The 23,893-nt window shown below is 60.4% G+C and carries 23 protein-coding genes; 7 read left to right on the top strand and 16 right to left on the bottom strand.

Annotated features, from left to right (window positions below; all coding sequences use genetic code 11):
• Positions 1–170: 170 nt before the first annotated feature.
• The gene (locus GPL81_RS22430; protein ID WP_160108490.1) at positions 171–1,319 is read right to left on the bottom strand and encodes an NAD(P)/FAD-dependent oxidoreductase; all 1,149 of its coding nucleotides are present in this window, start codon (positions 1,317–1,319) and stop codon (positions 171–173) included.
• Between the two features lie 17 nt (positions 1,320–1,336).
• Positions 1,337–1,507, bottom strand: coding sequence for a rubredoxin (locus tag GPL81_RS22425; RefSeq protein ID WP_160108489.1), 171 nt, complete (start codon positions 1,505–1,507; stop codon positions 1,337–1,339).
• Between the two features lie 200 nt (positions 1,508–1,707).
• Here GPL81_RS22425 and GPL81_RS22420 point away from each other — a divergent pair, with 200 nt between their 5' ends.
• Positions 1,708–2,271 (top strand): chorismate--pyruvate lyase family protein, encoded by a 564-nt coding sequence (locus GPL81_RS22420; RefSeq protein ID WP_160108488.1) that lies wholly within the window; start codon positions 1,708–1,710, stop codon positions 2,269–2,271.
• Positions 2,271–3,161: a 4-hydroxybenzoate octaprenyltransferase gene (gene ubiA / locus GPL81_RS22415; RefSeq protein ID WP_160108487.1), complete on the top strand. Its 891-nt coding sequence runs from the start codon at positions 2,271–2,273 to the stop codon at positions 3,159–3,161. The genes GPL81_RS22420 and ubiA overlap by 1 nt, the downstream gene beginning before the upstream one ends.
• An 89-nt stretch (positions 3,162–3,250) precedes the next feature.
• Here ubiA and GPL81_RS22410 read toward each other — a convergent pair whose 3' ends face one another.
• Positions 3,251–3,634: a COG4315 family predicted lipoprotein gene (locus GPL81_RS22410; protein WP_160108486.1), complete on the bottom strand. Its 384-nt coding sequence runs from the start codon at positions 3,632–3,634 to the stop codon at positions 3,251–3,253.
• Positions 3,635–3,787: 153 nt separating this feature from the next.
• On the opposite strand from GPL81_RS22410, the gene phoB reads away from it, so the two are divergent.
• The 3 genes from phoB to GPL81_RS22395 all read left to right on the top strand — a co-directional run bounded on the left by phoB (position 3,788) and on the right by GPL81_RS22395 (position 7,310).
• Positions 3,788–4,477: a phosphate regulon transcriptional regulator PhoB gene (gene phoB, locus GPL81_RS22405; RefSeq protein WP_034149326.1), complete on the top strand. Its 690-nt coding sequence runs from the start codon at positions 3,788–3,790 to the stop codon at positions 4,475–4,477.
• 81 nt (positions 4,478–4,558) lie between these two features.
• Entirely contained in the window at positions 4,559–5,845 is a 1,287-nt protein-coding gene (phoR, locus tag GPL81_RS22400) for a phosphate regulon sensor histidine kinase PhoR (protein WP_246218966.1), read from the top strand.
• Positions 5,846–5,969: 124 nt separating this feature from the next.
• The gene (locus GPL81_RS22395) at positions 5,970–7,310 is read left to right on the top strand and encodes a hemolysin family protein (protein ID WP_160108484.1); all 1,341 of its coding nucleotides are present in this window, start codon (positions 5,970–5,972) and stop codon (positions 7,308–7,310) included.
• A gap of 114 nt (positions 7,311–7,424) precedes the next feature.
• Here the strand turns inward: GPL81_RS22395 and GPL81_RS22390 are convergent, their stop codons facing one another.
• From GPL81_RS22390 to GPL81_RS22355, 8 genes are all read right to left on the bottom strand, one after another.
• Complete coding sequence (locus tag GPL81_RS22390; RefSeq protein ID WP_160108483.1) at positions 7,425–8,321, bottom strand: peptidoglycan DD-metalloendopeptidase family protein; 897 nt, start codon at positions 8,319–8,321, stop codon at positions 7,425–7,427.
• A 208-nt stretch (positions 8,322–8,529) separates the two neighbouring features.
• Positions 8,530–9,441, bottom strand: coding sequence for a response regulator (locus GPL81_RS22385; RefSeq protein ID WP_160108482.1), 912 nt, complete (start codon positions 9,439–9,441; stop codon positions 8,530–8,532).
• Between the two features lie 168 nt (positions 9,442–9,609).
• Complete coding sequence (gene phoU, locus GPL81_RS22380) at positions 9,610–10,371, bottom strand: phosphate signaling complex protein PhoU (protein ID WP_160108481.1); 762 nt, start codon at positions 10,369–10,371, stop codon at positions 9,610–9,612.
• 71 nt (positions 10,372–10,442) lie between these two features.
• Positions 10,443–11,276 (bottom strand): phosphate ABC transporter ATP-binding protein PstB, encoded by an 834-nt coding sequence (gene pstB, locus GPL81_RS22375; protein WP_160108480.1) that lies wholly within the window; start codon positions 11,274–11,276, stop codon positions 10,443–10,445.
• 155 nt (positions 11,277–11,431) lie between these two features.
• Positions 11,432–13,102 carry a phosphate ABC transporter permease PstA gene (gene pstA, locus GPL81_RS22370; protein ID WP_160108479.1) on the bottom strand — a complete coding sequence of 557 codons (1,671 nt, stop codon included), beginning with the start codon at positions 13,100–13,102 and terminating at the stop codon, positions 11,432–11,434.
• A gap of 15 nt (positions 13,103–13,117) precedes the next feature.
• A complete protein-coding gene (locus GPL81_RS22365) occupies positions 13,118–15,400 on the bottom strand; it encodes an ABC transporter permease subunit (RefSeq protein ID WP_160108478.1) in 2,283 nt (760 codons plus the stop codon).
• Between the two features lie 164 nt (positions 15,401–15,564).
• Positions 15,565–16,566, bottom strand: coding sequence for a phosphate ABC transporter substrate-binding protein PstS family protein (locus GPL81_RS22360; RefSeq protein WP_160108477.1), 1,002 nt, complete (start codon positions 16,564–16,566; stop codon positions 15,565–15,567).
• Between the two features lie 221 nt (positions 16,567–16,787).
• On the bottom strand, positions 16,788–18,086 hold the full coding sequence (locus GPL81_RS22355; RefSeq protein WP_160108476.1) for an MFS transporter: 1,299 nt from the start codon (positions 18,084–18,086) through the stop codon (positions 16,788–16,790).
• Positions 18,087–18,450: 364 nt separating this feature from the next.
• On the opposite strand from GPL81_RS22355, the gene GPL81_RS22350 reads away from it, so the two are divergent.
• Together GPL81_RS22350 and GPL81_RS22345 are read left to right on the top strand one after the other, a co-directional pair.
• On the top strand, positions 18,451–18,855 hold the full coding sequence (locus tag GPL81_RS22350; protein WP_096514186.1) for an acyl-CoA thioesterase: 405 nt from the start codon (positions 18,451–18,453) through the stop codon (positions 18,853–18,855).
• Between the two features lie 69 nt (positions 18,856–18,924).
• Complete coding sequence (locus GPL81_RS22345; protein WP_160108475.1) at positions 18,925–19,824, top strand: D-hexose-6-phosphate mutarotase; 900 nt, start codon at positions 18,925–18,927, stop codon at positions 19,822–19,824.
• Between the two features lie 118 nt (positions 19,825–19,942).
• Here GPL81_RS22345 and GPL81_RS22340 read toward each other — a convergent pair whose 3' ends face one another.
• The 5 genes from GPL81_RS22340 to GPL81_RS22320 form a co-directional block, all read right to left on the bottom strand.
• A complete protein-coding gene (locus GPL81_RS22340) occupies positions 19,943–20,479 on the bottom strand; it encodes a DUF3299 domain-containing protein (RefSeq protein WP_096514184.1) in 537 nt (178 codons plus the stop codon).
• An 87-nt stretch (positions 20,480–20,566) separates the two neighbouring features.
• Positions 20,567–20,812, bottom strand: coding sequence for a GlsB/YeaQ/YmgE family stress response membrane protein (locus GPL81_RS22335; protein WP_019580396.1), 246 nt, complete (start codon positions 20,810–20,812; stop codon positions 20,567–20,569).
• A 111-nt stretch (positions 20,813–20,923) separates the two neighbouring features.
• On the bottom strand, positions 20,924–22,006 hold the full coding sequence (locus tag GPL81_RS22330; protein WP_096514183.1) for a 5-(carboxyamino)imidazole ribonucleotide synthase: 1,083 nt from the start codon (positions 22,004–22,006) through the stop codon (positions 20,924–20,926).
• Positions 22,007–22,017: 11 nt separating this feature from the next.
• The gene (gene purE / locus GPL81_RS22325) at positions 22,018–22,509 is read right to left on the bottom strand and encodes a 5-(carboxyamino)imidazole ribonucleotide mutase (RefSeq protein WP_007971731.1); all 492 of its coding nucleotides are present in this window, start codon (positions 22,507–22,509) and stop codon (positions 22,018–22,020) included.
• A 342-nt stretch (positions 22,510–22,851) separates the two neighbouring features.
• Positions 22,852–23,769 (bottom strand): LysR substrate-binding domain-containing protein, encoded by a 918-nt coding sequence (locus GPL81_RS22320; protein WP_160108474.1) that lies wholly within the window; start codon positions 23,767–23,769, stop codon positions 22,852–22,854.
• Between the last annotated feature and the right edge of the window lie 124 nt (positions 23,770–23,893).

Below are 23,893 nucleotides of genomic sequence, written 5' to 3'. Positions count from 1 at the left end.
TTTTGTTGTTATGTCCGTGCTGCTCTCTATGGAGCAGCGCCCAAAGCGCCGCAGGTGCTCTACTCTGCGGCAGACGGGAGTGAGGATGGCACGCACGGAAGAGCCGCGCCAGTATCGGCGCGGCGTTTATAACGTCAACATGGGGGTGATTCCGACAGAACGACCGGTATTTACGCCAGCAGTGCCGGAAGCTCTTTGTTCAGGGCCAGTTTTTCCATCACGGCCGTGCCTGTGAGGGCATAACCGAGCAGTTTGCCGCTGGCATCGCGGCATAAGACCTTGATGTCGGCACCCTGCCCTTCGACCGTCCAGACGCCTTCCGAACCCCGTGGCGGCGGGGACACCACCAGCGGGCACACCGGGGTTTTCACGGTGATAGGCATCGGGCCGTAAGTGACCGCCGTCGGGTTGCCGGCCAGGGTCTGGGCCAGCGCTCTCGCACAGCTCATCAGGGGCATCACGTACAACAGGTTCAGGCCATCGACCTCGGCGCAGTCGCCCAGGGCGTAGATGTTGGCGTGGGACGTTTTCAGGTGACGGTCGACCATCACACCACGATTGATCTGCAAGCCGGCGGCAGCGGCCAGGTCGATGCGCGGGCGCAGGCCAATGGCCGAGACCACTACGTCGCACAGGATGACCTGGCCGTCGGACAGGTGCGCTTCCAGGCCATCGGCGACGCGTTGCAGGCGATTGAGCACCGGCCCGAGGTGGAAGCGTGCGCCGAGGCTTTCCAGCCCGGCTTGAACCGCAGCGGCCGCCGCCGGGTGCAGCAGGGTCGGCATGACCTGTTCGCACGGTGCAACCAGTTGCACTTCATAGCCGCCCAGCGTCAGGTCGTTGGCGAATTCGCAGCCGATCAGGCCGGCACCCAGCAACAGAACCCGACGCTTGCCGGCCGCTGCGGCGCGAAAACGTGCGTAGTCTTCGAGGTCGTTGATGGGGAATACACAGTCCGCCGCATCACCTTCGATGGGCACCCGCACGGTTTCTGCGCCCCAGGCCAGGATCAGGTCGCGGTAATACACCGCTTCTTCACCTATCCAAAGGCGCTGGTGGCCAGGGTCGATACCGCTGATGCGGGTGTGGGTGCGCACTTCGGCCTTCAACTGCTCGGCCATCGCGCCCGGTTCGGCCATGCTCAGGCCGTCGGCGTCTTTGTTTTTGCCGAAGCCCGTGGAGAGCATCGGCTTGGAGTAGGAGCGCCCGTCATCGGCGGTAATCAACAGCAGCGGGGTTTCAGTATCGAGTTTGCGAAACTCCCGGGCCAGGTTGTAGCCAGCCAGGCCGGTGCCGACGATCACGACAGGTGCGTTCATTCCTTACTCCTCAGTTTTTAAGCGGCGATTTCAATCATTTCAAAATCCATCTTGCCCACACCGCAGTCCGGGCACAGCCAGTCTTCCGGCACGTCTTGCCACGGGGTGCCCGGTGCAATGCCGTCATCCGGCCAGCCGTCGGCTTCGTTGTAGATCAGGCCGCAGACCACACATTGCCACTTTTTCATTCAGGTACTTCCTCAGGGTTCAGGCTTCTACTGGCACGAACGGTCGATGGTTGCAGCGTTGTCGTCCGGCTCAGTGCGTTTTGTACTGATGGGGCCGGGCAGTTGCAAGCCTGTTCGGCGCAACGGGCGGCCCGATCACTCAAATTTATGAGCTGACATGTTAAGCTCGCCGCCTCCTTTGCTGCCAATAATGACTCATTGTGCAACTCTCAGAATCCCCCCGTTCGGCCCCGCCGTGGCGCTCTCAACGCTTGCTGACGCCCCTTCCTGACCCGTTTACCCTCGATTGGTTGTTCGACGAAGGATCGCTGACCCGACGCCTGACCCGTCTGTCGAATGACGGCTTCAGCGTCACGCCGCTGTTCGAAGGCTGGCAGACCTTGCGCGCCGATGAATGTGCCGCGCTGGACCTGGCCGAAGGCAGTGAAGGCTGGGTGCGCGAGGTGTATTTGCGCGGGCATGGCCAGGCGTGGGTGTTTGCCCGCAGCGTCGCATCGCGCAGTGCATTGCAGGGCGACGGCTTGCACATGGACGAACTGGGCAGCCGCTCCCTGGGGGAACTGTTGTTTTGCGACCACGCGTTCCAGCGCCGTGCCATCGAGGTTTGCCACTATCCTCAAGCGTGGCTGCCGACGGAAGTTCAGGCCCCTGAGCTGTGGGGCCGCCGTTCGCGCTTCGACCGTGGCACCTTGAGCGTGCTGGTGGCCGAAATTTTCCTGCCGACCCTATGGAGCACTGCCCGCGCCCACCCGGAGAACTGCTGATGTACCAGAGCCTGCTCAAGTCCTTGAACCGCTTGAACCCACGGGCCTGGGATTTCATTCAATTGACGCGCATGGACAAGCCGATCGGCATTTATCTGCTGCTGTGGCCGACGTTGTGGGCGCTGTGGATTGCCGGCAAGGGCTCGCCGTCGCTGGCCAATATCGTGATTTTCGTCCTCGGCGTGGTGCTGACCCGCGCGGGCGGTTGCGTGATCAACGATTGGGCGGACCGCAAGGTCGACGGCCATGTGAAACGCACCGAACAACGGCCGCTGCCGAGTGGCAAGATCAGCTCCAAAGAGGCGCTGGTGTTCTTTGCGTTGCTGATGGGCGTGAGCTTTCTGCTGGTGCTGTGTACCAACGCGGCAACGGTCTGGCTGTCGTTCGGTGGCCTGGCGCTGGCGTTCAGTTATCCATTCATGAAGCGCTACACCTATTACCCGCAAGTGGTGCTGGGCGCGGCGTTCTCCTGGGGGATGCCGATGGCGTTCACCGCCGAAACCGGCGAACTGCCGGCAGCGGCCTGGTTGCTGTGGATCGCTAACCTGATGTGGACGGTGGCCTACGATACTTACTACGCGATGACCGACCGTGACGACGATTTGAAGATCGGCGTGAAATCCACGGCGATTCTGTTTGGCGAAGCGGATCGGGCGATCATCCTGACCCTGCAAGGGTTGGCACTGGGTTGCCTGTTGCTGGCCGGCTCGAAATTCGAACTGGGTGGCTGGTTCCATCTGGGCCTGGCAGTGGCGGCGGGCTGTTTCGCCTGGGAATTCTGGTACACCCGAGGCAAGGACCGCATGCGCTGTTTCAAGGCGTTCCTGCACAACCACTGGGCCGGGTTGGCGATTTTTGTCGGGATTGTGCTGGATTACGCGTTGCGTTGACCGTTGGAAAAGATCGCAGCCTGCACCCGCTCCAACAGGGGGATGGAGCGACGGCAGGCTGCGAACTGTTTACGGCGCAGGCGAATCGCTTATTTGTGCTCGTGCACGACGTGCCAGACGTCTTTCATATTGTCGCCTACCATGTCACCGGCTTTTTTGTCCTTCATGAAGGTGTAAAGCGGCTTGCCGTCATAGGCCCACTGCATCTTACCGTCGTCACGCTTGATCGTGCTCCACTTGCCTTCGGGCTTGGCACCCGCCGGCGCCATCATTGGCGGCCAGTATTCAGCGCACTCGCCGTTGCACATCGACTTGCCGCCCGAGTCCTTATCGTACGTGTACACCGTCATGCCTTTGTGATCGACCATCATCCCGTCTTTCATCATCGCCGGCTCGGCAGCGAAAACCATTGTCGGCAGCGTTAGTGCAGCCGTAACGAGCAGAGCCTTCCAGGATTGAGCAATGTGTTTCATGGAAACCTTCCTTTGTGGTTGTCAGGATTCGGAGAATTAGAGCTTAGTTCAGGTTCGTGACAATCGCCGGGCGGCTAAAATACTGTCACACGACTGCAATAATTCCGTTATCTAATGCGGCGCAAGACAGTTAAATGACAAGAGGATTAAGGCATGGTTGGCAGGAGCATTCTGATCGTCGACGACGAAGCGCCCATTCGCGAAATGATCGCCGTTGCGTTGGAAATGGCCGGCTATGACTGCCTGGAGGCAGAGAACTCCCAGCAGGCCCACGCCATTATCGTCGACCGCAAACCGGACCTGATCCTGCTCGACTGGATGCTGCCCGGCACTTCCGGTATCGAGCTGGCCCGCCGCCTCAAGCGCGATGAGCTGACCGGGGATATCCCGATCATCATGCTCACCGCCAAGGGTGAAGAGGACAACAAGATCCAGGGCCTGGAAGTGGGCGCCGACGACTACATCACCAAACCCTTTTCCCCCCGCGAACTGGTCGCGCGCCTGAAGGCCGTGCTGCGCCGTGCCGGCCCGACTGATGGCGAGGCGCCGATTGAAGTCGGTGGCCTGCTGCTCGACCCGATCGGCCACCGCGTGACCATCGATGGCAAGCCCGCGGAAATGGGACCGACCGAATACCGTCTGCTGCAATTTTTCATGACCCACCAGGAACGCGCCTACACCCGTGGCCAGTTGCTGGATCAGGTCTGGGGCGGCAACGTCTACGTTGAGGAACGCACGGTCGACGTGCATATCCGTCGCCTGCGCAAAGCCCTCGGCGATGCCTACGAAAATCTGGTACAAACCGTGCGCGGCACCGGTTACCGCTTTTCTACGAAAGCCTGACCCGGACTTTCCCCGCTTTAGAAGTAGACAAGGACGCACGCTCAAGTGAACCAAAACTGGCATGGCACCCTGATTCGCCACATGCTGCTGCTGGTCACCGCCTGCCTGGTGATCGGTTTGATCACCGGCTACTACGGCTGGAGCCTCGCTGCGGGGTTGGGTCTTTACCTGGCCTGGACCCTCAAACAACTGCTGCGCCTGCACGAGTGGCTGCGCCTGCACAAACCCGATGAAGCGCCACCCGATGGCTACGGTCTGTGGGGCGAGGTGTTCGACAGCATCTACCACCTGCAACGCCGTGACCAACGGGTGCGCGGACGCTTGCAAGCGGTGATCGACCGCGTTCAGGAATCCACGGCGGCATTGAAAGACGCCGTGGTCATGCTCGACAGCGACGGCAACCTGGAATGGTGGAACCGCGCCGCTGAAACCCTATTGGGCCTCAAGACCCCACAAGACAGCGGCCAGCCGGTGACCAACCTGGTGCGTCATCCACGCTTCAAGGAATACTTCGAGCAAGACAGTTACGCCGAACCGTTGGAAATCCCTTCGCCGACCAACGACCGGATGCGCATTCAGCTGTACATCACCCGCTACGGCAACAATGAGCATTTGATGCTGGTGCGTGACGTGACGCGCATCCATCAGCTGGAGCAAATGCGCAAAGACTTCATCGCCAACGTGTCCCATGAGCTGCGCACGCCGCTGACGGTGATTTGCGGCTACCTGGAAACCCTGCTCGACAACGTCGAGGACGTGAACCCGCGCTGGAGCCGCGCCCTGCAGCAAATGCAGCAACAGGGCGGGCGCATGCAAACCCTGCTCAACGACTTGTTGTTGCTGGCCAAGCTGGAAGCCACCGATTACCCGTCGGACAACCAGCCGGTGGCCATCGATGGCTTGCTGCAATCGATCAAGAGCGATGCGCAGCAGTTGTCCGGGCAGAAAAACCAGCAAATTACCCTGGAAGCCGATCCGACGATTCTGCTCAAGGGCAGCGAAGCGGAATTACGCAGTGCGTTTTCCAATCTGGTGTTCAACGCGGTGAAGTACACCCAGGCCGAAGGCAACATCCGCATTCGCTGGTGGGGTGATGAGCAAGGCGCGCACCTGAGCGTGCAGGATTCCGGGATCGGCATCGACGCCAAACACCTCCCGCGCCTGACTGAACGTTTCTACCGCGTCGACTCAAGCCGCAATTCCAACACCGGCGGCACCGGGCTGGGCCTGGCGATCGTCAAACATGTGCTGTTGCGCCATCGCGCGCGCATGGAGATCAGCAGCGTACCGGGCCACGGCAGTACCTTTACCTGCCATTTCGCCCCTGCTCAGGTCAGTAAATCCCGGGTTATCAGCACTGCCGACTGATACCGGCCAGCACGCGCCACTAGGCAATCGCACAGTCAGCCGCTACATTGGCTGACTTGCGTCTGCTTTTTCAGGTGCACTTTTTTCTTTCCATTCGAATACACGGAACCCGCAAAACTCCATCATGGACCCTTCCCCTGGCTTGACCCTCGCAACAATATTCGCCGACTTCGGCATGATTCTTTTCGCTCTGATCCTGGTTTTGCTCAACGGCTTTTTCGTTGCGGCGGAATTTGCCATGGTCAAATTGCGTTCGACCCGGGTCGAAGCCATCGCTGAACAACACGGCTGGCGCGGGCACATCCTGCGCACCGTACACAGTCAGCTCGATGCTTACCTGTCGGCGTGCCAATTGGGTATCACCCTCGCCTCCCTGGGCCTGGGCTGGGTCGGCGAACCGGCGTTCGCGCACCTTCTGGGCCCTGTACTGAGTGCCGTGGGCGTGGATTCCGCCGAAGTGGTCAAGGCGATTTCGTTCTTCACCGCGTTCTTCATCATTTCGTACCTGCACATCGTGGTCGGCGAACTGGCGCCCAAATCCTGGGCTATCCGCAAACCCGAGCTGCTGTCGCTGTGGACGGCGGTGCCCTTGTACCTGTTCTACTGGGCCATGTACCCGGCCATCTACCTGCTCAACGCCAGCGCCAACCAGATCCTGCGCATCGCAGGCCAAGGTGAACCCGGCCCGCATCACGAGCACCATTACAGCCGCGACGAGCTCAAGCTGATCCTCCACTCCAGTCGCGCCAGTGACCCCAGCGACCAGGATATGCGCGTGCTGGCATCGGCGGTGGAAATGGGCGAGCTGGAAGTGGTCGACTGGGCCAACTCACGCGAAGACCTGGTCTACCTCAACAGCACGGACAAGCTGGAAGATGTGTTCAGCCTGTTCCGCCGCCACAAGTACAGCCGCTTCCCGGTGTTCGACGAGGAAACCGGCACCTTTATCGGCCTGCTGCACATCAAGGACCTGCTGCTGCAGCTGTCGTTGCTGGAGATGCTGCCGTCCAAGTTCAATCTGACCGAACTTCTGCACCCGCTGGAGCGGGTGACCAAGCACATGCAGCTGTCCAGCCTGCTGGAACAGTTCCGTCAGGGCGGCGCGCACTTTGCCCTGGTCGAAGAGGCCGATGGCAAGGTGATCGGCTTCCTGACCATGGAAGATGTGCTGGAGGCCCTGGTTGGTGATATCCAGGACGAACACCACAAGGCCGAGCGCGGGATTCTCGCGTATCAGCCGGGCAAACTGCTGGTGCGCGGCGATACTCCGCTGTTCAAGGTCGAGAGGTTGCTGGGTATCGACCTGGACCACGTCGAAGCCGAAACACTCGCCGGGCTGGTCTACGAAAGCTTGAAGCGCGTGCCGGAAGAGGAAGAGGTGCTGGAAGTCGAAGGCCTGCGGATCATCATCAAGAAGATGAAAGGACCGAAGATTGTGCTGGCCAAGGTGTTGATGCTCAATTGATACACTGATCTGAAACCAATTCGATCCCTTCGCGAGCAGGCTCGCTCCCACAGTTGAAATGCATACCATTGTGGGAGCGAGCCTGCTCGCGAAAGCGCCGCCCCAAACAACACCTCATTGTTTGCCCAACGCAAAGTTGGGCAATGCCCCCACCGGTTGATTGAACCGGTAGGGAATCGATACCAGTCCCATCCCGGTATTGCGCTGTACCACGAAGTGCAGATGCGGCCCGCTGCTATTGCCGGTATTGCCCGACAGCGCCAGCGCACTGCCCACCCCCACCCGCTGCCCCTCGCGTACGCAGACCGAGCCTTTTTTCAGGTGCAGGTAAACGCCCATGGTCCCGTCATCGTGCAGCACCCGCACGAAATTGCCCGACGGATCGGTGCCGCGGCCGGTCTGGCTGTTTTCGGTTTTCACCACGACCCCGCCACGGGCGGCAATGATTGGCGTGCCTTCCGGCATGGCGATGTCCATGGCATAACGGTTTTTCGGCCCGTAGTGGCTGTATTGGCCATTGGCCCCCTGACTCAGACGAAACGGCCCGCCTCGCCAGGGCAGCGGGTAACGATAGGCCATGGAGGTCCCTGACGGGTCACCCAGGGAGTATTCGAACCTTGGGGTATACACCAGCGGCTTTCCGGGCTTCGAGGCCTTGAGCAGCGCCAGGCGAATACTGCTGCGTGCCGGCATGACCCGGCGGATCGGCCGACTCGGTGCGCCGCTGACATTGTTCAAACCGGTGAAACTCAATTCGATCTCCACCGGCGCATACAGGTCGTTGCGTACAAACACACTGTCCATGCCTTTGAGCTTCTTGATATCGAGATACACCTGGCGCTCCAGGTGCTCGACCATGCGATCGCGAAAAACGAACACCTGCGAGCCCTTGGTGGGGCGATCACTGTAGGAGACCACGCCATTGGCATCGGTAGACGTGTAAATAGTCATGGCCACAGCCGAGGTGGAGGCCATGAAAAGACCACAGGAGAACAGCAGGCGCGGGAGCATGGGCAGGGTTCTGTCGAGTAAGGCCTGGGAATGAGCCTAGCAGTTGCAATTGACCCAAGTAGTCGGCAGATGTTTCAAGATGGGCGGATCAGGGTGATGTGTGGTGCAGGTGATGGCCCCTTCGCGGGCAAGCCCGCTCCCACAGGATTTTCGCTGGACCTGTGGGAGCGGGCTTGCCCGCGAAGGCGGACTGACAGGCGATACGTAATCAAGCGCCAGGAATGAAGTGCTTCTGCGCTGTCCCGCGTGCAATCAATCGCGAAATGTAATCAAGCTTCTGCGCGTCCTGATCGACGAAGCGGAAGGTCAGTTGCAGCCATTCGCTGTCGGGCTTCGGCTCGTGGGCAACGATGGCATGCAGGTAGCCGTTGAGGCGGGCGGTTTCGGCGTTGTCGCCCTGTTCAAGGTCGAGTACCGCGCTGTCGAGCACTTGCGGCAGGGTGTCGGCACGTTTGACCACCAGCAGCGCTTCCTTGAGGCTCAGGGCCTTGATCACGCATTGCTGAATGCCGTTCGGCAAACGCAGCTGACCCTGGCCACGCCCTCCCCCGGCTGCCGCAGCAGCTACCGGCGCCTTGACCGGTGGGCTGTTGAGCAAGCCACCACGGGCTGGGGCAGCGGGCGCAGCGACAGTAGGCGCCACCACAGGGGCCTTGCCGCCGGTCAACGCATTCAACGAATCGTTGGCGAACGCCGGGACGGTTTTGGTGCTGGCCGTGTTTATCAAGGCGTCGAGTTTGCCGACCTTGTGCAGCGCCTGCTTGACCTTGGTGATCAGTTGTTCGTTGGTGAATGGCTTGCTGACGTAGCCGGAGACCCCGGCCTGGATCGCCTGGACGACGTTCTCTTTGTCACCGCGGCTGGTCACCATGACGAACGGCATGCCCTTGAGACTGTCTTGCTCGCGGCACCAGGTCAGCAGCTCCAGACCGGACATTTCCGGCATTTCCCAATCACACAGGACCAGGTCGAACGCTTCCCGCGCCAGCAGGGCCTGGGCCTTTCTGCCGTTGACTGCATCTTCGATGCGCATGCCCGGGAAATAGTTACGCAGGCACTTTTTCACCAGGTCACGAATGAACGAGGCATCGTCCACGACCAACACACTGACCTTACTCATCCATAACCCCTTTAAAAAATCCCGGCAAGCATACCGCTTTGCTGATGGCACTTTGCCAAAAACCTTCAGTCACGCCGGCACTTTTCGTTCGCGGGTGCTGCATTTCGAATTCGTAAGCCACAAATAAAAACGCCCGGCCAAAGGGCCGGGCGCTTCTCTGGGGCAATCTTACTTATCGTCAGCATTGCCCGGAACATTAGCGTTTTCGCCGCTTGTTCCTTCAACTTCTTCCTTCATGCGCTTGAGGCCCAGGTGACGCACGTCAGTGCCGCGCACCAGGTAAATCACCAGCTCCGAGATATTGCGCGCGTGGTCACCGATACGCTCCAGCGAACGCAGCACCCAGATAATGCTCAAGACCCGCGAGATAGAGCGCGGATCTTCCATCATGTAGGTCGCGAGCTCACGCAGGGCGGTCTTGTATTCGCGGTCAATGATCTTGTCGTACTGCGCCACCGACAGCGCCAGATCGGCGTCGAAACGGGCAAACGCGTCCAGGGCATCACGGACCATGTTGCGCACCTGGTCACCGATGTGGCGCACTTCGACGTAACCGCGCGGCGCTTCGCCTTCTTCGCACAGCTGGATGGCGCGACGGGCGATCTTGGTCGCTTCGTCACCGATGCGCTCCAGGTCGATCACCGATTTGGAGATGCTGATGATCAGGCGCAAGTCGGACGCCGCCGGCTGGCGACGGGCCAGAATGCGCAGGCATTCTTCGTCGATGTTGCGTTCCATCTGGTTGATCTGGTCGTCGATCTCGCGCACCTGCTGGGCCAGGCCGGAATCGGCCTCGATCAGCGCGGTCACCGCGTCGTTGACCTGCTTCTCGACCAGCCCGCCCATGGCCAGGAGGTGGCTGCGCACTTCCTCGAGCTCAGCGTTGAACTGCTGGGAGATGTGGTGGGTAAGGCCTTCTTTGCTAATCATGTTGGCGTCCTTGGAGCGTCCGGTAAGGTGCGGTGGACCGCAGCGTCAGTTCAGTGAGCAACAACAGCTTCCTAGCCGTAACGACCCGTGATGTAGTCTTCGGTCTGCTTCTTCGCCGGATTGGTGAACAGGGTGTCGGTGTCGCCGAACTCCACCAGTTTGCCCATGTACATGAACGCCGTGTAGTCGGAAACCCGCGCGGCCTGCTGCATGTTGTGGGTCACGATCACGATGGTGAATTTGGATTTCAGTTCGTAGATCAGCTCTTCGACTTTCAGCGTCGAGATCGGATCGAGTGCCGAGCACGGCTCGTCGAGCAGCAGCACTTCCGGCTCCACGGCGATGGTGCGGGCAATCACCAGACGTTGCTGTTGACCACCGGACAGACCCAGTGCCGATTCGTGCAGACGGTCTTTGACTTCGTCCCACAGCGCCGCGCCTTTCAACGCCCACTCAACGGCTTCGTCGAGGATGCGCTTCTTGTTGATGCCCTGGATGCGCAGGCCGTAGACCACGTTCTCGTAGATGGTTTTCGGGAACGGGTTAGGCTTCTGGAACACCATGCCGACGCGACGACGCAGCTCGGCCACATCTTCGCCCTTGCGATAGATGTTGTTGCCATACAGGTTGATCGCGCCTTCGACACGGCAGCCATCCACCAGGTCGTTCATGCGGTTGAAGGTCCGCAGCAGCGTGGACTTGCCACAGCCGGACGGGCCGATGAAGGCGGTCACGCGCTGTTTCGGGATGTTCATGCTGACGTCGTACAGCGCTTGTTTCTCGCCGTAGAACAGGCTCAGGCCCGGCACTTCGATGGCCACGGTTTCCTGCTCGAGGTTCAGGCTCTGTTTGTCGCGACCCAGGGCCGACATGTTGATGCCGTGGGTATGTGCTTCGTGCTGCATGGGAGGCTCCCTGTGCTAACAAATTCGGTTCAATTGGCCGCTGGCATTAGGGCCTGCGGTAGCGCCGCTCTTGTGGGAGCAAGGCTTGCCCGCGATGACGTCATTGAAATCGCCATCGCCAGCAAGCTGTGCTCCTACAGGGAGCGGCGGCGTAATCAGCTATCCAGCGCCTTGTACTTCTCGCGCAGGTGGTTACGGATATAGACGGCCGACAGGTTCAATGTCGCGATCACCAGCACCAGCAGCAACGCCGTGGCGTACACCAGCGGTCGCGCGGCTTCGACGTTCGGGCTCTGGAAGCCGACGTCATAAATGTGGAAGCCCAGGTGCATGATCTTCTGGTCCAGGTGCAGGTACGGGTAGTTGCCGTCCACCGGCAGCGACGGCGCCAGCTTCACGACACCCACCAGCATCAGCGGCGCCACTTCACCGGCGGCGCGGGCCACGGCGAGGATCATGCCGGTCATCATCGCCGGGCTGGCCATCGGCAGCACGATCTTCCACAAGGTTTCAGCCTTGGTCGCGCCGAGGGCCAACGAGCCTTCACGCACGGTGCGAGGAATTCGCGCCAGGCCTTCTTCGGTCGCCACGATCACCACCGGCACCGCCAGCAGCGCCAGGGTCAACGAAGCCCACAGCAGACCCGGCGTGCCGAAGGTTGGTGCCGGCAAGGCTTCCGGGAAGAACAGACGGTCGAGCGAGCCACCCAGCACATAGACGAAGAAGCCCAGACCGAACACGCCGTACACGATGGCCGGAACGCCCGCCAGGTTGTTCACCGCGATGCGGATCACGCGGGTCAGGGTGTTCTGCTTGGCGTATTCACGCAGGTACACGGCCGCCAGCACGCCGAACGGGGTCACGATCATTGCCATGATCAGGGTCATCATCACGGTGCCGAAGATCGCCGGGAAAATCCCGCCTTCGGTGTTCGCTTCACGCGGGTCGTCACTCAGGAATTCCCAGACCTTGCTGAAGTAGAAACCGAGCTTGGTGAAGGTGCCCATGGCGTTCGGCTGATAGGCGTGAACCACTTTACCGAGGCTGATTTCGATTTCTTTGCCGTTGGCATCACGGGCGGTCAGGCTGTCGCGGTTGAACTGCGCGTGCAGATCACCCAGACGTGCCTCGATGTCCTGATAGCGCGCATTGAGTTCGGCACGCTCGGATTCCATGTCCGCTTGTGCGGCCGGGTCGAGCTTGCCTTCCAGTTCCAGCTTGCGACCATGTAGACGGATACGTTCAAGACCGGCGTTGATCGCACCGATGTCGGACTTTTCCAGGGTCTTGAGTTGGGTAGCCAGCTGGTTCACACGGTTGATCCGCGCTTGCAGTTCAGGCCATGCCGCTTCGCCTTCGGCGATAACCTTGCCGTCCTGTTTGACGTTGACCAGGTAGCCGTAGAAATTGCCCCATTCGCGACGCTCCAGCGCCATCAATTCGACTGGGGTTTTCTGGTTGGTCAGCCACTCGCCAACGGTCCAGGTGAAGTCGTTGCCGTTCAGGTCACGGTTGCCGACCTTGATCAGCTCGCGGGTCATGAATTCCGGACCTTCGTCCGGCACCGGCAGGCCAGCGCTTTTCAGACGCGCACGTGGCACTTCTTCCTTCTGCACCACTTCGCCGATGACCAGGTGATTGGCCTGGCCCGGCACGTCGTAGCTGGCGTGCATCAAATCCGCCGGCCAGAAGTGACCCAGGCCGCGCACGGCAATCACTGCCAGCAGGCCAATCGTCATGATGACCGCGATGGACACCGCGCCACCGCTGATCCAGACGCCTGGGGCGCCGCTCTTGAACCATCCATTCAGGGAGTTCTGTTTCACAGACTTCTACCTTTCTTAAAGCGACGAGTATTTCTTGCGCAGACGCTGACGAATCAGTTCTGCGAGGGTGTTCATGATGAAGGTGAACAACAGCAGCACCAGCGCCGAGAGGAACAGCACGCGGTAGTGGCTGCCGCCGACTTCCGACTCCGGCATTTCCACCGCGACGTTGGCGGCGAGGGTACGTAGACCTTCGAACAGGTTCATTTCCATGACCGGGGTGTTGCCGGTGGCCATCAGCACGATCATGGTTTCACCGACCGCACGGCCCATGCCGATCATCAGCGCCGAGAAGATGCCCGGGCTGGCGGTAAGGATCACCACGCGGGTCATGGTCTGCCATGGCGTGGCACCGAGGGCCAGGGAACCGAGGGTCAGGCCACGTGGCACGCTGAACACGGCGTCTTCGGCGATGGAGTAGATGTTCGGGATCACCGCAAAGCCCATGGCCAGACCGACCACCAGTGCGTTGCGCTGGTCGTAGGTGATGCCCAGGTCGTGGGAGATCCACATGCGCATGTCACCGCCGAAGAACCAGTTCTCCATGTACGGGCTCATGTACAGCGACAGCCAGCCAACGAAGATGATCACCGGGATCAGGATCGCGCTTTCCCAGCCATCGGGCACTTTCAGGCGTACGGACTCAGGCAGGCGGCTGAAAGTGAAACCGGCGACAAGAATGCCGATCGGCAGCAGCATCAGCAGGCTGAAGATGCCCGGCAGATGCCCTTCCACATACGGGGCCAGGAACAGACCGGCGAAGAAACCGAGGATCACCGTCGGCATCGCTTCCATCAGCTCGATCACCGGCTTGACCTTGCGGCGCATGCCCGGGGCCATGAAGTAGGCGGTGTAGATCGCAGCGGCGACGGCCAGTGGCGCGGCCAGCAGCATGGCGTAGAACGCGGCTTTCAGGGTGCCGAAGGTCAGCGGGGACAGGCTCAGTTTCGGTTCGAAGTCGGTGTTGGCGGCGGTCGATTGCCAGACGTATTTAGGCTCGTCGTAGTTCTCGTACCAGACCTTGCTCCACAACGCGCTCCACGACACTTCCGGGTGCGGGTTGTCCAGCAGCAATGGTTGCAGCTTGCCGCCGGCTTCCACGATCACCCGGTTAGCCCGTGGCGACAGGCCGAACAGGCCCTGGCCTTCGACCACCTGATCCACCAGCAAGGTGCGGTGCGCGGTGCTGTGGAACACGCCGAGCTTGCCGGATGCATCGAGGGCGACGAAGCCCTTGCGACGTTCTTCGGCGGTGATTTCAACGATCGGCGTGGTGCCCATCTGGAAGGTGCGAATCTGCTGCAGGCGCTGCTCGCCATCGTGATCGCGAGCCATGAACCACTGGGCCAGGCCACCTTTGGAGTCGCCGATGATCAGCGAGATACCGCCCACAAGCTGGGTGCTGGCGGTGACTTGGGCTTCACCGTCTTCAAGCAGTTTGTAGCGACCATTGAGGCTCTTGTCGCGCAGGCTGAACACGTCGGCCTGGGCGCGACCGTTAACCACGTAAAGCCACTGCTGGCGCGGGTCGACGAAGATGTTCTTCACCGGCTCGTTCATCTGCGGCAGGTCGATACGCTTCTGCTCGTTGGTGACTTCGCCGGTCATCATGTTTTCTTCGCTGGTCAGCGACAAAACATTGAGTTGCGAACCCGTGGCACCGACCAGCATCAGGGTCGAATCGTTGGCGTTGAGGCTGACGTGCTCCAGCGCACCGCCGGCTTCGTTCAGCGCAATCGGGGTTTCGCCGTAAGGGTATTCAACGGCCGGCGAGATGGTTTTCTTGCCGTCCGGATAGCTGACTTTATAGGTGTGACGGAACACCAGGGCCTGACCGTTGGACAAGCCCACCGCCACCAATGGGTGACCTGGCTGGTCCTCGCCAATGGACGTTACGGTAGTGCCGGCCGGTAGCGGCAGATCGACGCGCTTGAGTTCGGCGCCACTGTCGATGTCGAAGAACAACGCCTGGCCCTTGTCGGAAACGCGCATGGCGACCTGGTTCTGCTCTTCAAGGGAGATCATCAGCGGCTTGCCGGCGTCTTGCATCCAGGCTGGCGTGATGGCGTCCTTGGCGGTCAGGCTGGCACCCTGGAACAGGGGCGCGACGACATAGGCAAGGAAGAAGAAGATCAGCGTAATCGCACCCAGCACAGCAAGGCCGCCAACAAGGACGTACCAGCGGGTCAGACGATCTTTGAGCGCGCGAATGCGGCGCTTGCGTTGCAGCTCAGGCGTATTGAAATCAATTCGCTTGGGGGGATTAGTAGTCATGTTGGAATTGGCCAGATCATTCATTCGCACACCCTAGCGATCCTGTATGACAGAAAGATGACAGTGCAGTGACGCAACAAATCCGCCGCCGGCGTAACCAGCAGTGGATAAAGAATCAGAAGTGGATGGGGGCAGCTCCTGCCGCCCCCAAGGTGAGTCCGCTGGGGTTGCCCCCCGGACTCAATTTGTTACTTTTTTGCGACTTCAGCGCCGCCTTCCGCCAGACCCAGGTCAGCCAGTGCTTTTGCAACAACCTTGGCTGGCAGTGGGATGTAGCCGTCTTTCACTACAACTTCCTGGCCCTGTTTGGACAGAACCAGTTTCACGAACTCGGCTTCCAGCGGGGCCAGAGGCTTGTTCGGGGCTTTGTTGACGTATACGTACAGGAAACGGGACAGCGGGTACTTGCCGTTCAGGGCGTTTTCTTCGGTGTCTTCGATGAACTCGGTGCTGCCTTTCTTCGACAGAGCAACGGTTTTCACGCTAGCGGTTTTGTAGCCGATGCCCGAGTAACCGATGCCGTTCAGCGAGGAGCTGATCGACTGCACGACCGAAGCCGAACCTGGTTGTTCGTTGACGTTTGGCTTGTAGTCGCCTTTGCACAGGGCTTCTTCTTTGAAGTAGCCGTAAGTGCCGGATACCGAGTTACGACCGAACAGTTGAACCGGCTTGCTGGCCAGGTCGCCGGTCACACCCAGATCGCCCCAGGTTTTCACTTCGGTTTTAGCGCCGCACAGACGAGTGGACGAGAAGATCGCGTCGACTTGTTCCATGGTCAGGTGCTGGATCGGGTTGTCCTTGTGTACGAAGACAGCCAGGGCGTCCACGGCAACCGGGATAGCGGTTGGCTTGTAGCCGTACTTCTGCTCGAAGGCAGCCAGTTCGGTGTCCTTCATCTTGCGGCTCATCGGGCCCAGGTTGGAGGTGCCTTCAGTCAGCGCAGGTGGCGCAGTGGCGGAGCCAGCGGCCTGAATCTGGATGTTTACGTTCGGGTATTCTTTTTTGTAGTTCTCAGCCCAGAGGGTCATGAGGTTAGCCAGGGTATCGGAGCCGACGCTGGACAGGTTGCCCGACACACCAGTGGTCTTGGTGTAGCTCGGGATCGACGGGTCAACAGCGGCAACCGCGTTGGCAGTCGCAACGCCAGCAGCGACAAAAGTCATTGCCGCCATCAAACGCTTCAGTTTCATGCCTTACTCCTAGCAGATAGGGTGTGTTATTCGGGGCCAAGTATCAGCAGGCCGTGTGAACACTCTATGGCTGAAATATGACAATTGGATGAAAGGCCAGTATTCCGTGTTTCAACGTATTACCACGTTATCGTTCATCGCCAGCAAGCCGGCTCCTACAGCTGATCGTTGTCGTTACAACAACCCTTGTAGGAGCCGGCTTGCCGGCGAAGAGGCCGGAACTAGCGTCCCTTCTTCCAGAGGTAGCCACCCACCAGAATCCCGACCCCGCACAGCACCGCCACATAATAAGCAGGCCCCATCGGGCTTTCCTTGAGCAGCAGGCTGACGATCATCGGCGTCAGGCCACCGAAAATCGCGTAGGCGACGTTGTAGGAGAATGACAGGCCGCTGAAACGCACCACCGGCGGGAATGCCTTGACCATCACGTACGGCACCGCGCCAATGGTGCCCACCAGCAGGCCGGTCAGGGCGTACATCGGGAACAGCCAGTCCGGATGGTCGGCCAGGCTGTGGTAGAAGGTCCAGGAACTGGCCAGCAACGCGGCACAGCCGAACACGAAGACTCGCCCCGCACCAAAGCGATCCGCCAAGGCACCGGAAATGATGCAGCCAAAGCTCAACAACACAATCGCCACGCTATTGGACTGCAGCGCAGTCGTTGGCGAGAAATGGTAGACCGTCTGCAACACGGTCGGGGTCATCAGAATCAGGACCACAATGGCGGCGGAGAGCAGCCAGGTCAGCAGCATGGAAATGGCAATCGCGCCACGATGGTCACGCAGCACAGCACGCAGCGGCACCTCTTCGGCCAGTGCCTTGCGCAGTTGCAGTTCGGCGAACACCGGGGTTTCGTGCAGCCAGCGGCGCAGGTACACCGAGAACAGGCCGAACACGCCGCCCAGCAGGAACGGGATCCGCCAGGCGTAATCCGCCACTTCCACCGAGGTGTAGAGGCTGTTGATCGCCGTGGCGACCAGAGAACCCAGCAAGATACCCGCCGTCAGTCCGCTGGTCAGGGTGCCGCAGGCATAGCCGATATGCCGATGCGGCACGTGTTCGGAAACGAAGACCCAGGCGCCCGGCACCTCACCGCCAATCGCGGCACCCTGGATCACCCGCATCAGCAGCAACAGGATCGGCGCCCACATGCCGATCTGCGCATAAGTCGGCAGCAGGCCCATGATCAGGGTCGGCACCGCCATCATGAAAATGCTCAGGGTGAACATCTTCTTGCGCCCCAGCAGGTCGCCGAAGTGCGCCATCACGATGCCGCCCAGCGGCCGCGCCAGGTATCCGGCGGCGAAGATGCCAAAGGTCTGCATCAAGCGCAGCCATTCGGGCATGTCCGCCGGGAAGAACAGCTTGCCCACCACCGTGGCGAAAAACACGAAGATGATGAAGTCGTAAAACTCCAGTGCGCCACCCAGGGCCGACAGCGAGAGCGTCTTGTAGTCGCTACGGGTCAACGGACGTGCTGATTGGGAAGGCTGCGCGATACTCGAGGGCGCTGTGGTCATGGCAAGGGCTTCTCTTATAGTCAGGTCTGCCGCCCCAACAACGCTGGCAAGGGCTCGGGCAGGTCCGGCACGATAGCAAATTGTTCGAAAAAGCACATAGAGGCGCGTATTTGACAGTCAAAATGAGAACCGGGCGGTCGTATCGGAGTCTACCGACCGATATACTCGCAACTGTGCAATAGCTTGCAAGGGTTGCTGTGCGAAAACGCCTGTCAGGTTCATAGGCGATTTCGCAGAGTTTCCCTTTAGGCGCCTTACGAAAAACGTGACGAACGTAGTATGTTCGGGGCTGAATCGTTTTTCCGAGACGGCTATTCACCCGCTATATATATACGAAGAGTCACGGGTCAGAGGCACCCCCGGCATGATAGAGCTCGAACAAGAAGATCCGATCCCGCAAGGCGACCTGGCCCTGCAAATCACCGCACTTCCCCGCGAAACCAACGGCTTTGGCGATATTTTCGGCGGCTGGCTGGTGGCGCAGATGGATTTGGCGGGCACCGCGATGGCCAGCAAGGTCGCCGGCGGGCGCGTGGCCACGGTTGCGATCGACCGCATGGCATTCCTGGTGCCGGTGGCGGTGGGCGCTCAGCTCTCCTTCTATACCCAGGCACAGGAAATCGGCCGCAGTTCGATCAAGATGATGGTCGAGGTCTGGAGCGACGATCCGCTGTCGAGCGAATGGCGCAAGGTCACCGAAGCGGTGTTCGTGTTCGTGGCCATCGATGGCAGTGGCCGCACTCGCTCGGTGCCGCCTCGCGCCCGCTAAAGAGCCTCGTTAAACCCGGCGACCGTTTTACGGTCCATTGCAGTCCTGTTACTGATCGAGAGCTGTCCCATGAACACGCCCAACGTTGAAGCCGTGAAACTGGATGAACTGAACTGCTGGCGCATCCGTCACGGTCAGGCCGAATTGCTGGTGGCCCAGCAAGGTGCGCACATCCTCAGTTATCAATTGGCCGGCGAACCGCCAGTGATCTGGCTCAACGATGAGGCGGTGTTCAAGACCGGTAAAAGCATCCGCGCCGGTGTACCGGTGTGCTGGCCGTGGTTCGGCAACTTCGCGCGCAACCCGCAGAGCGTGCAGGCGATGCGCGTCGGCAACGAGCCGCCCAGCGCCCATGGGCTGGTGCGGGCGATGGACTGGGAACTGGGCGGGATTGAAGCCGAGGGCGAAAGCCTGAAGGTCGAATTCCTCCTGCCATACCCCGAAGGTGGCCTGCCAGGCTGGCCGCATCAGGTGGACTTGAAGTTGAGCATTCGTCTGGATGAGCAACTGCACATCAGCCTGACCAGCCACAACCAGGGCACCGATTCAGTCACTATCAGTCAGGCGCTGCACAGCTACTTCGCCGTCAGCGATGTGCGCAACGTGCATGTCGAAGGCGTGGATGGCTTGAATTACATCGAGACGCTGGACGACTGGAAAACCGTGACCCAGTCCGGCGACCTGCGCTTTACCGGCGAGACTGACCGCATCTACCTCGATCCTCCGGCGAAACTGAGCATCGTCGATCCGACATGGGAACGGCGGATCGAGCTGACCAGCAGCGGTTCGCGCTCGGCGGTGATCTGGAACCCATGGATCGACCGCGCCGCGGCATTCAGCGACATGGCCGACGATGGCTGGCAGCGCATGCTGTGCATTGAAACGGCGAATGTGATGGGGGATGTGGTGGTGTTGGCGCCGGGTGCGAGCCACACCCTGGGCGTGCGCATCGCCAGCGCCCCGCTCTAAGCAACACCGAAAACCAATGTGGGAGCGAGCCTGCTCGCGATAAGGCCATCACATTCAACATCCATGTTGACTGATAGACCGCTATCGCGAGCAGGCTCGCTCCTACAGTTTTGAATGCCTAAAGATCCGACTCTTTCACAACTCTGACTTTCGCCGCATCCAGCGCATACGCCGCGTCCGCCAGGTCGTTGCTGACCTTCTCGATCTTCAGCGTGCCAGTGACCCACAGCGGCGTGTAGATATCATTGAGCTTCAAGCCCTTGGGATAACGCACCAGCACCAGTTGATTCGGTGGCGGTGGCGGCACGTGGATGCAGGCGCCTGGATACGGCACGAGGAAGAACAACGTGCTGTGGCCCTTTGCATCAGTTTCCAACGGCACCGGATAACCGCCCAGGCGGATGTTCTTGTCGTTCATCGATGGCACGGTTTTGGTCGAATACATCACCGCCGGCAGGCCTTTGCTCTGCTTCATGCCGCCTTTATCGGTAAAGGTGCCATTGGCTTCGGGGGAGTTGTGGTCGATCTCGGGCATGGCCTCGAGGGCCTTCTGGTCCGACTTTGGCATCAGTTCGAGCCAGTCGGTTTCCGGCAGTTCGCCAGCGTGGGCAAGGCCCGCGCCCAGGAAAAGAAGCGGTAAAAGAAAACGGCGCATGGAAGTGCTCGGTAAAGGAAGGACTATTGATCGCCGAGCATTCTAGTCCTCCCGGACGGCACAGCCGAGAGGACTTCGTCGCTTGAGTCAGTTCTTTTTGATCAGGCCGTAGATCACCAGCAATATCACGGCGCCGACCAGCGCACCGATAAAGCCGGCCCCTTGACCCGCCTGGTAAATGCCCAGGGCCTGGCCGCCGTAAGTGGCCGCCAACGAACCGCCGATACCGAGCAGGATGGTCATGATCCAGCCCATGCTGTCATCGCCCGGTTTCAGGAACCGCGCCAGCAGGCCGACGATCAAGCCGATAAAGATGGTTCCGATAATTCCCATGGCATTTCCCTCTGAATGAAGTGGCTATGCGAAAGCCTAGTCAGACTTTCGCATCCTGCCATGAGAGAACGGCGGTCCCGCATTGGTTCCGCCGCTGCCACATGAAACTACTTATTCGGCAATGAGCGCTTCGACCTTGAGGATCTGCGCGGCCAGCGTCTCGCGGTCTGCACAACGCAGGTTGGCGTGACCGACCTTGCGGCCGACTTTGAACGCCTTGCCATAGTGATGCAGATGGCAATCGGCGATGGCCAGGACTTTCTCGGTCTCAGGCACTTTACCGATGAAGTTGACCATCGCGCTTTCGCCGACCTTGGCGGTCGAACCCAACGGCAGACCCGCCACCGCCCGCAGGTGGTTTTCGAACTGGCTGCACTCGGCACCTTCGGTGGTCCAGTGCCCGGAGTTGTGCACACGCGGGGCGATTTCGTTGGCCTTGAGGCCACCGTCGACTTCGAAGAACTCGAACGCCATCACGCCGACGTAGTCCAGCTGCTTGAGCACACGGCTGGAGTAGTCTTCGGCTAGGGCTTGCAGCGGATGGTCGGTGCTGGCCACGGACAGCTTGAGGATGCCGCTGTCGTGGGTGTTGTGGACCAGTGGGTAGAACTTCGTTTCACCATCGCGTGCACGCACGGCGATCAGCGAGACTTCGCCGGTGAACGGCACGAAGCCTTCCAGAAGGCACGCCACGCTGCCCAGTTCGGCGAACGTGCCAACCACGTCTTCAGCGGTGCGCAGCACTTTCTGCCCCTTGCCGTCGTAACCCAGGGTACGGGTCTTGAGCACGGCTGGCAGACCGATGGAAGCCACGGCGGCGTCCAGGTCAGCCTGGGACTGAATGTCGGCGAACGCCGGGGTCGGAATCCCCAGGTCCTTGAACATGCTCTTCTCGAACCAGCGATCGCGGGCGATACGCAGCGCTTCGGCGCTCGGATAAACCGGCACGAATTGCGAGAGGAACGCCACGGTTTCAGCCGGGACGCTTTCGAACTCGAAGGTCACCAGATCGACTTCATCGGCCAGCTGGCGCAGGTGATCCTGATCGCCGTAATCGGCGCGCAAGTGTTCGCCCAATGCAGCGGCGCAGGCGTCTGGCGCCGGGTCCAGGAAAGCGAAGTTCATGCCCAGCGGAGTCCCCGCCAGCGCCAACATGCGACCCAACTGGCCGCCACCGATTACACCGATCTTCATCGTCAACAACCTCAGGCGATGCGTGGGTCTGGATTTTCCAGGACGCTGTCTGTCTGCTCAGCACGGAAGGTTTTCAGCACTGCATGGAACTGCGGGTGCTTGGCGCCAAGGATACTCGCCGACAGCAGCGCTGCGTTGATCGCGCCGGCCTTGCCGATGGCCAGTGTGGCGACCGGAATGCCGGCCGGCATCTGCACGATGGAGAGCAGCGAGTCGACGCCCGAGAGCATGGCCGACTGCACCGGTACGCCCAGTACCGGCAAGTGGGTCTTGGCCGCACACATGCCAGGCAAGTGGGCAGCGCCACCAGCACCGGCGATGATCACCTCGATGCCACGCGCCTCGGCTTCTTCAGCGTACTGGAACAGCAGGTCCGGGGTGCGGTGGGCAGAGACCACTTTCACCTCGTAGGGGATGCCGAGCTTTTCCAGCATATCGGCGGTGTGGCTAAGGGTGGACCAATCGGACTTGGAGCCCATGATCACGCCAACCAGTGCACTCATCGTCGTGCCTCTTCTCTCTGGGCGCCCGCAGGCGCGTCAAAAAACAACAAGCCACGCATTGTGCGTGGCTTGATTGTACGAATTATGGCCGGATGAACCGACCGAAGGCCGCGCAGTATACCGCAATGAAGCCAATAAACAGCCCCCATTGCGACCATCTGTCATACGGCGCAAAGCACCGGTTTTATTGACCTGAAGGTCAGCCAGCGAACCACACAAATCCCCCTGTAGGAGCGAGCCCGCTCGCGATGGTCGTCAACGATGACGCTGGAAGCCTGATACCCCGAGGCGCTCTCAGGCTCATCGCGAGCAGGCTCGCTCCTACAGGGGTTTTCATCGTGTTCAAGCACCGGTTGTGCCCTGGGCTGCACCGCCCTCCAGCTTACGCCACAACAACCGCACATTCGCCTTGCGTACCAACGCGCAGCGGTACAGACGAATCTCCAGCGGCACATGCCATTGCGGACCGCCGCACACTACCAACTCACCCCGAGCCAATTCAGCGCGGACACTGAGCTGTGGCACCCAGGCAATGCCGAGCCCTTCCAGCGCCATGCTCTTGAGGCTGTCGGCCATCGCGGTTTCGTAGATGGTGGTAAAGCGCAGCGCCCGTTGGCGCAGCAGCATATTCACGGAACGGCCGAGAAAGGCTCCGGCGCTATAGGCCAGCAATGGCACGCTGCCCTCGCCCTCCAGATCGAACAACGGCTTGCCATCGGCATCCGCGGCGCATACCGGTAACATCTCGGTATGGCCAAGGTGCAATGACGGGAAAATTTCCGGGTCCATTTGCATTGCCGCATCCGGATCGTAAAACGCCAGCATCAGGTCGCAACCCCCTTCACGCAGCGCATGCACCGCGTCACCGACGTTGGTCGCCACCAGTCGCGTGGCAATGTTCAGGCCTTCGTTGCGCAACTGTGCAATCCAGCGCGGGAAGAATCCCAGCGCCAACGAGTGTGCGGCGGCTACCTGCATCACTTCGCCCTGCCCGCCTTCCAGATGATGAAGATGACGCAGCACTTCCCCCAGCTGTTCGACCACGGTGCGCGCAGTGACCAGAAACAACTGCCCCGCCGCCGTCAGCTCGATCGGGGTGCGCGAGCGATTGACCAGCGTGAGGCCCAATGCGGCTTCCAGGCTACGGATCCGCCGACTGAAGGCCGGCTGGGTTACGAAGCGTCGCTCCGCCGCCTGGGAGAAGCTGCGGGTGGCTGCCAGGGCACTGAAGTCCTCCAGCCATTTACTTTCCAGATTCATCACGTCCTCCCGGACACGCACCAATTTAGGTCACACGCTCGCCGCGAACGCGGCGTCACACGGGCATTATGCCGAATATGCATAGGCCAGTGTTTAACAGCATTGGCCCAAAATTCTCCACGAG

The organism is Pseudomonas izuensis (genome assembly GCF_009861505.1).
Taxonomy (GTDB): domain Bacteria; phylum Pseudomonadota; class Gammaproteobacteria; order Pseudomonadales; family Pseudomonadaceae; genus Aquipseudomonas; species Aquipseudomonas izuensis.
Note: the sequence above shows the minus strand (reverse complement) of the source record. Positions and strands in the feature narration are given on the sequence as shown.

What these genes read in the sequence shown, in the direction of transcription:
- GPL81_RS22430 (WP_160108490.1), bottom strand. Translation starts at nt 1,319, where the DNA reads ATGAACGCACCTGTCGTGATCGTCGGCACCGGCCTGGCTGGCTACAAC.
- GPL81_RS22425 (WP_160108489.1), bottom strand. Translation starts at nt 1,507, where the DNA reads ATGAAAAAGTGGCAATGTGTGGTCTGCGGCCTGATCTACAACGAAGCC.
- ubiA (WP_160108487.1), top strand. Translation starts at nt 2,271, where the DNA reads ATGTACCAGAGCCTGCTCAAGTCCTTGAACCGCTTGAACCCACGGGCC.
- GPL81_RS22410 (WP_160108486.1), bottom strand. Translation starts at nt 3,634, where the DNA reads ATGAAACACATTGCTCAATCCTGGAAGGCTCTGCTCGTTACGGCTGCA.
- phoB (WP_034149326.1), top strand. Translation starts at nt 3,788, where the DNA reads ATGGTTGGCAGGAGCATTCTGATCGTCGACGACGAAGCGCCCATTCGC.
- phoR (WP_246218966.1), top strand. Translation starts at nt 4,559, where the DNA reads ATGCTGCTGCTGGTCACCGCCTGCCTGGTGATCGGTTTGATCACCGGC.
- GPL81_RS22395 (WP_160108484.1), top strand. Translation starts at nt 5,970, where the DNA reads ATGGACCCTTCCCCTGGCTTGACCCTCGCAACAATATTCGCCGACTTC.
- GPL81_RS22390 (WP_160108483.1), bottom strand. Translation starts at nt 8,321, where the DNA reads ATGCTCCCGCGCCTGCTGTTCTCCTGTGGTCTTTTCATGGCCTCCACC.
- GPL81_RS22385 (WP_160108482.1), bottom strand. Translation starts at nt 9,441, where the DNA reads ATGAGTAAGGTCAGTGTGTTGGTCGTGGACGATGCCTCGTTCATTCGT.
- phoU (WP_160108481.1), bottom strand. Translation starts at nt 10,371, where the DNA reads ATGATTAGCAAAGAAGGCCTTACCCACCACATCTCCCAGCAGTTCAAC.
- pstB (WP_160108480.1), bottom strand. Translation starts at nt 11,276, where the DNA reads ATGCAGCACGAAGCACATACCCACGGCATCAACATGTCGGCCCTGGGT.
- GPL81_RS22365 (WP_160108478.1), bottom strand. Translation starts at nt 15,400, where the DNA reads ATGAATGATCTGGCCAATTCCAACATGACTACTAATCCCCCCAAGCGA.
- GPL81_RS22360 (WP_160108477.1), bottom strand. Translation starts at nt 16,566, where the DNA reads ATGAAACTGAAGCGTTTGATGGCGGCAATGACTTTTGTCGCTGCTGGC.
- GPL81_RS22355 (WP_160108476.1), bottom strand. Translation starts at nt 18,086, where the DNA reads ATGACCACAGCGCCCTCGAGTATCGCGCAGCCTTCCCAATCAGCACGT.
- GPL81_RS22350 (WP_096514186.1), top strand. Translation starts at nt 18,451, where the DNA reads ATGATAGAGCTCGAACAAGAAGATCCGATCCCGCAAGGCGACCTGGCC.
- GPL81_RS22345 (WP_160108475.1), top strand. Translation starts at nt 18,925, where the DNA reads ATGAACACGCCCAACGTTGAAGCCGTGAAACTGGATGAACTGAACTGC.
- GPL81_RS22340 (WP_096514184.1), bottom strand. Translation starts at nt 20,479, where the DNA reads ATGCGCCGTTTTCTTTTACCGCTTCTTTTCCTGGGCGCGGGCCTTGCC.
- GPL81_RS22335 (WP_019580396.1), bottom strand. Translation starts at nt 20,812, where the DNA reads ATGGGAATTATCGGAACCATCTTTATCGGCTTGATCGTCGGCCTGCTG.
- GPL81_RS22330 (WP_096514183.1), bottom strand. Translation starts at nt 22,006, where the DNA reads ATGAAGATCGGTGTAATCGGTGGCGGCCAGTTGGGTCGCATGTTGGCG.
- purE (WP_007971731.1), bottom strand. Translation starts at nt 22,509, where the DNA reads ATGAGTGCACTGGTTGGCGTGATCATGGGCTCCAAGTCCGATTGGTCC.
- GPL81_RS22320 (WP_160108474.1), bottom strand. Translation starts at nt 23,769, where the DNA reads ATGAATCTGGAAAGTAAATGGCTGGAGGACTTCAGTGCCCTGGCAGCC.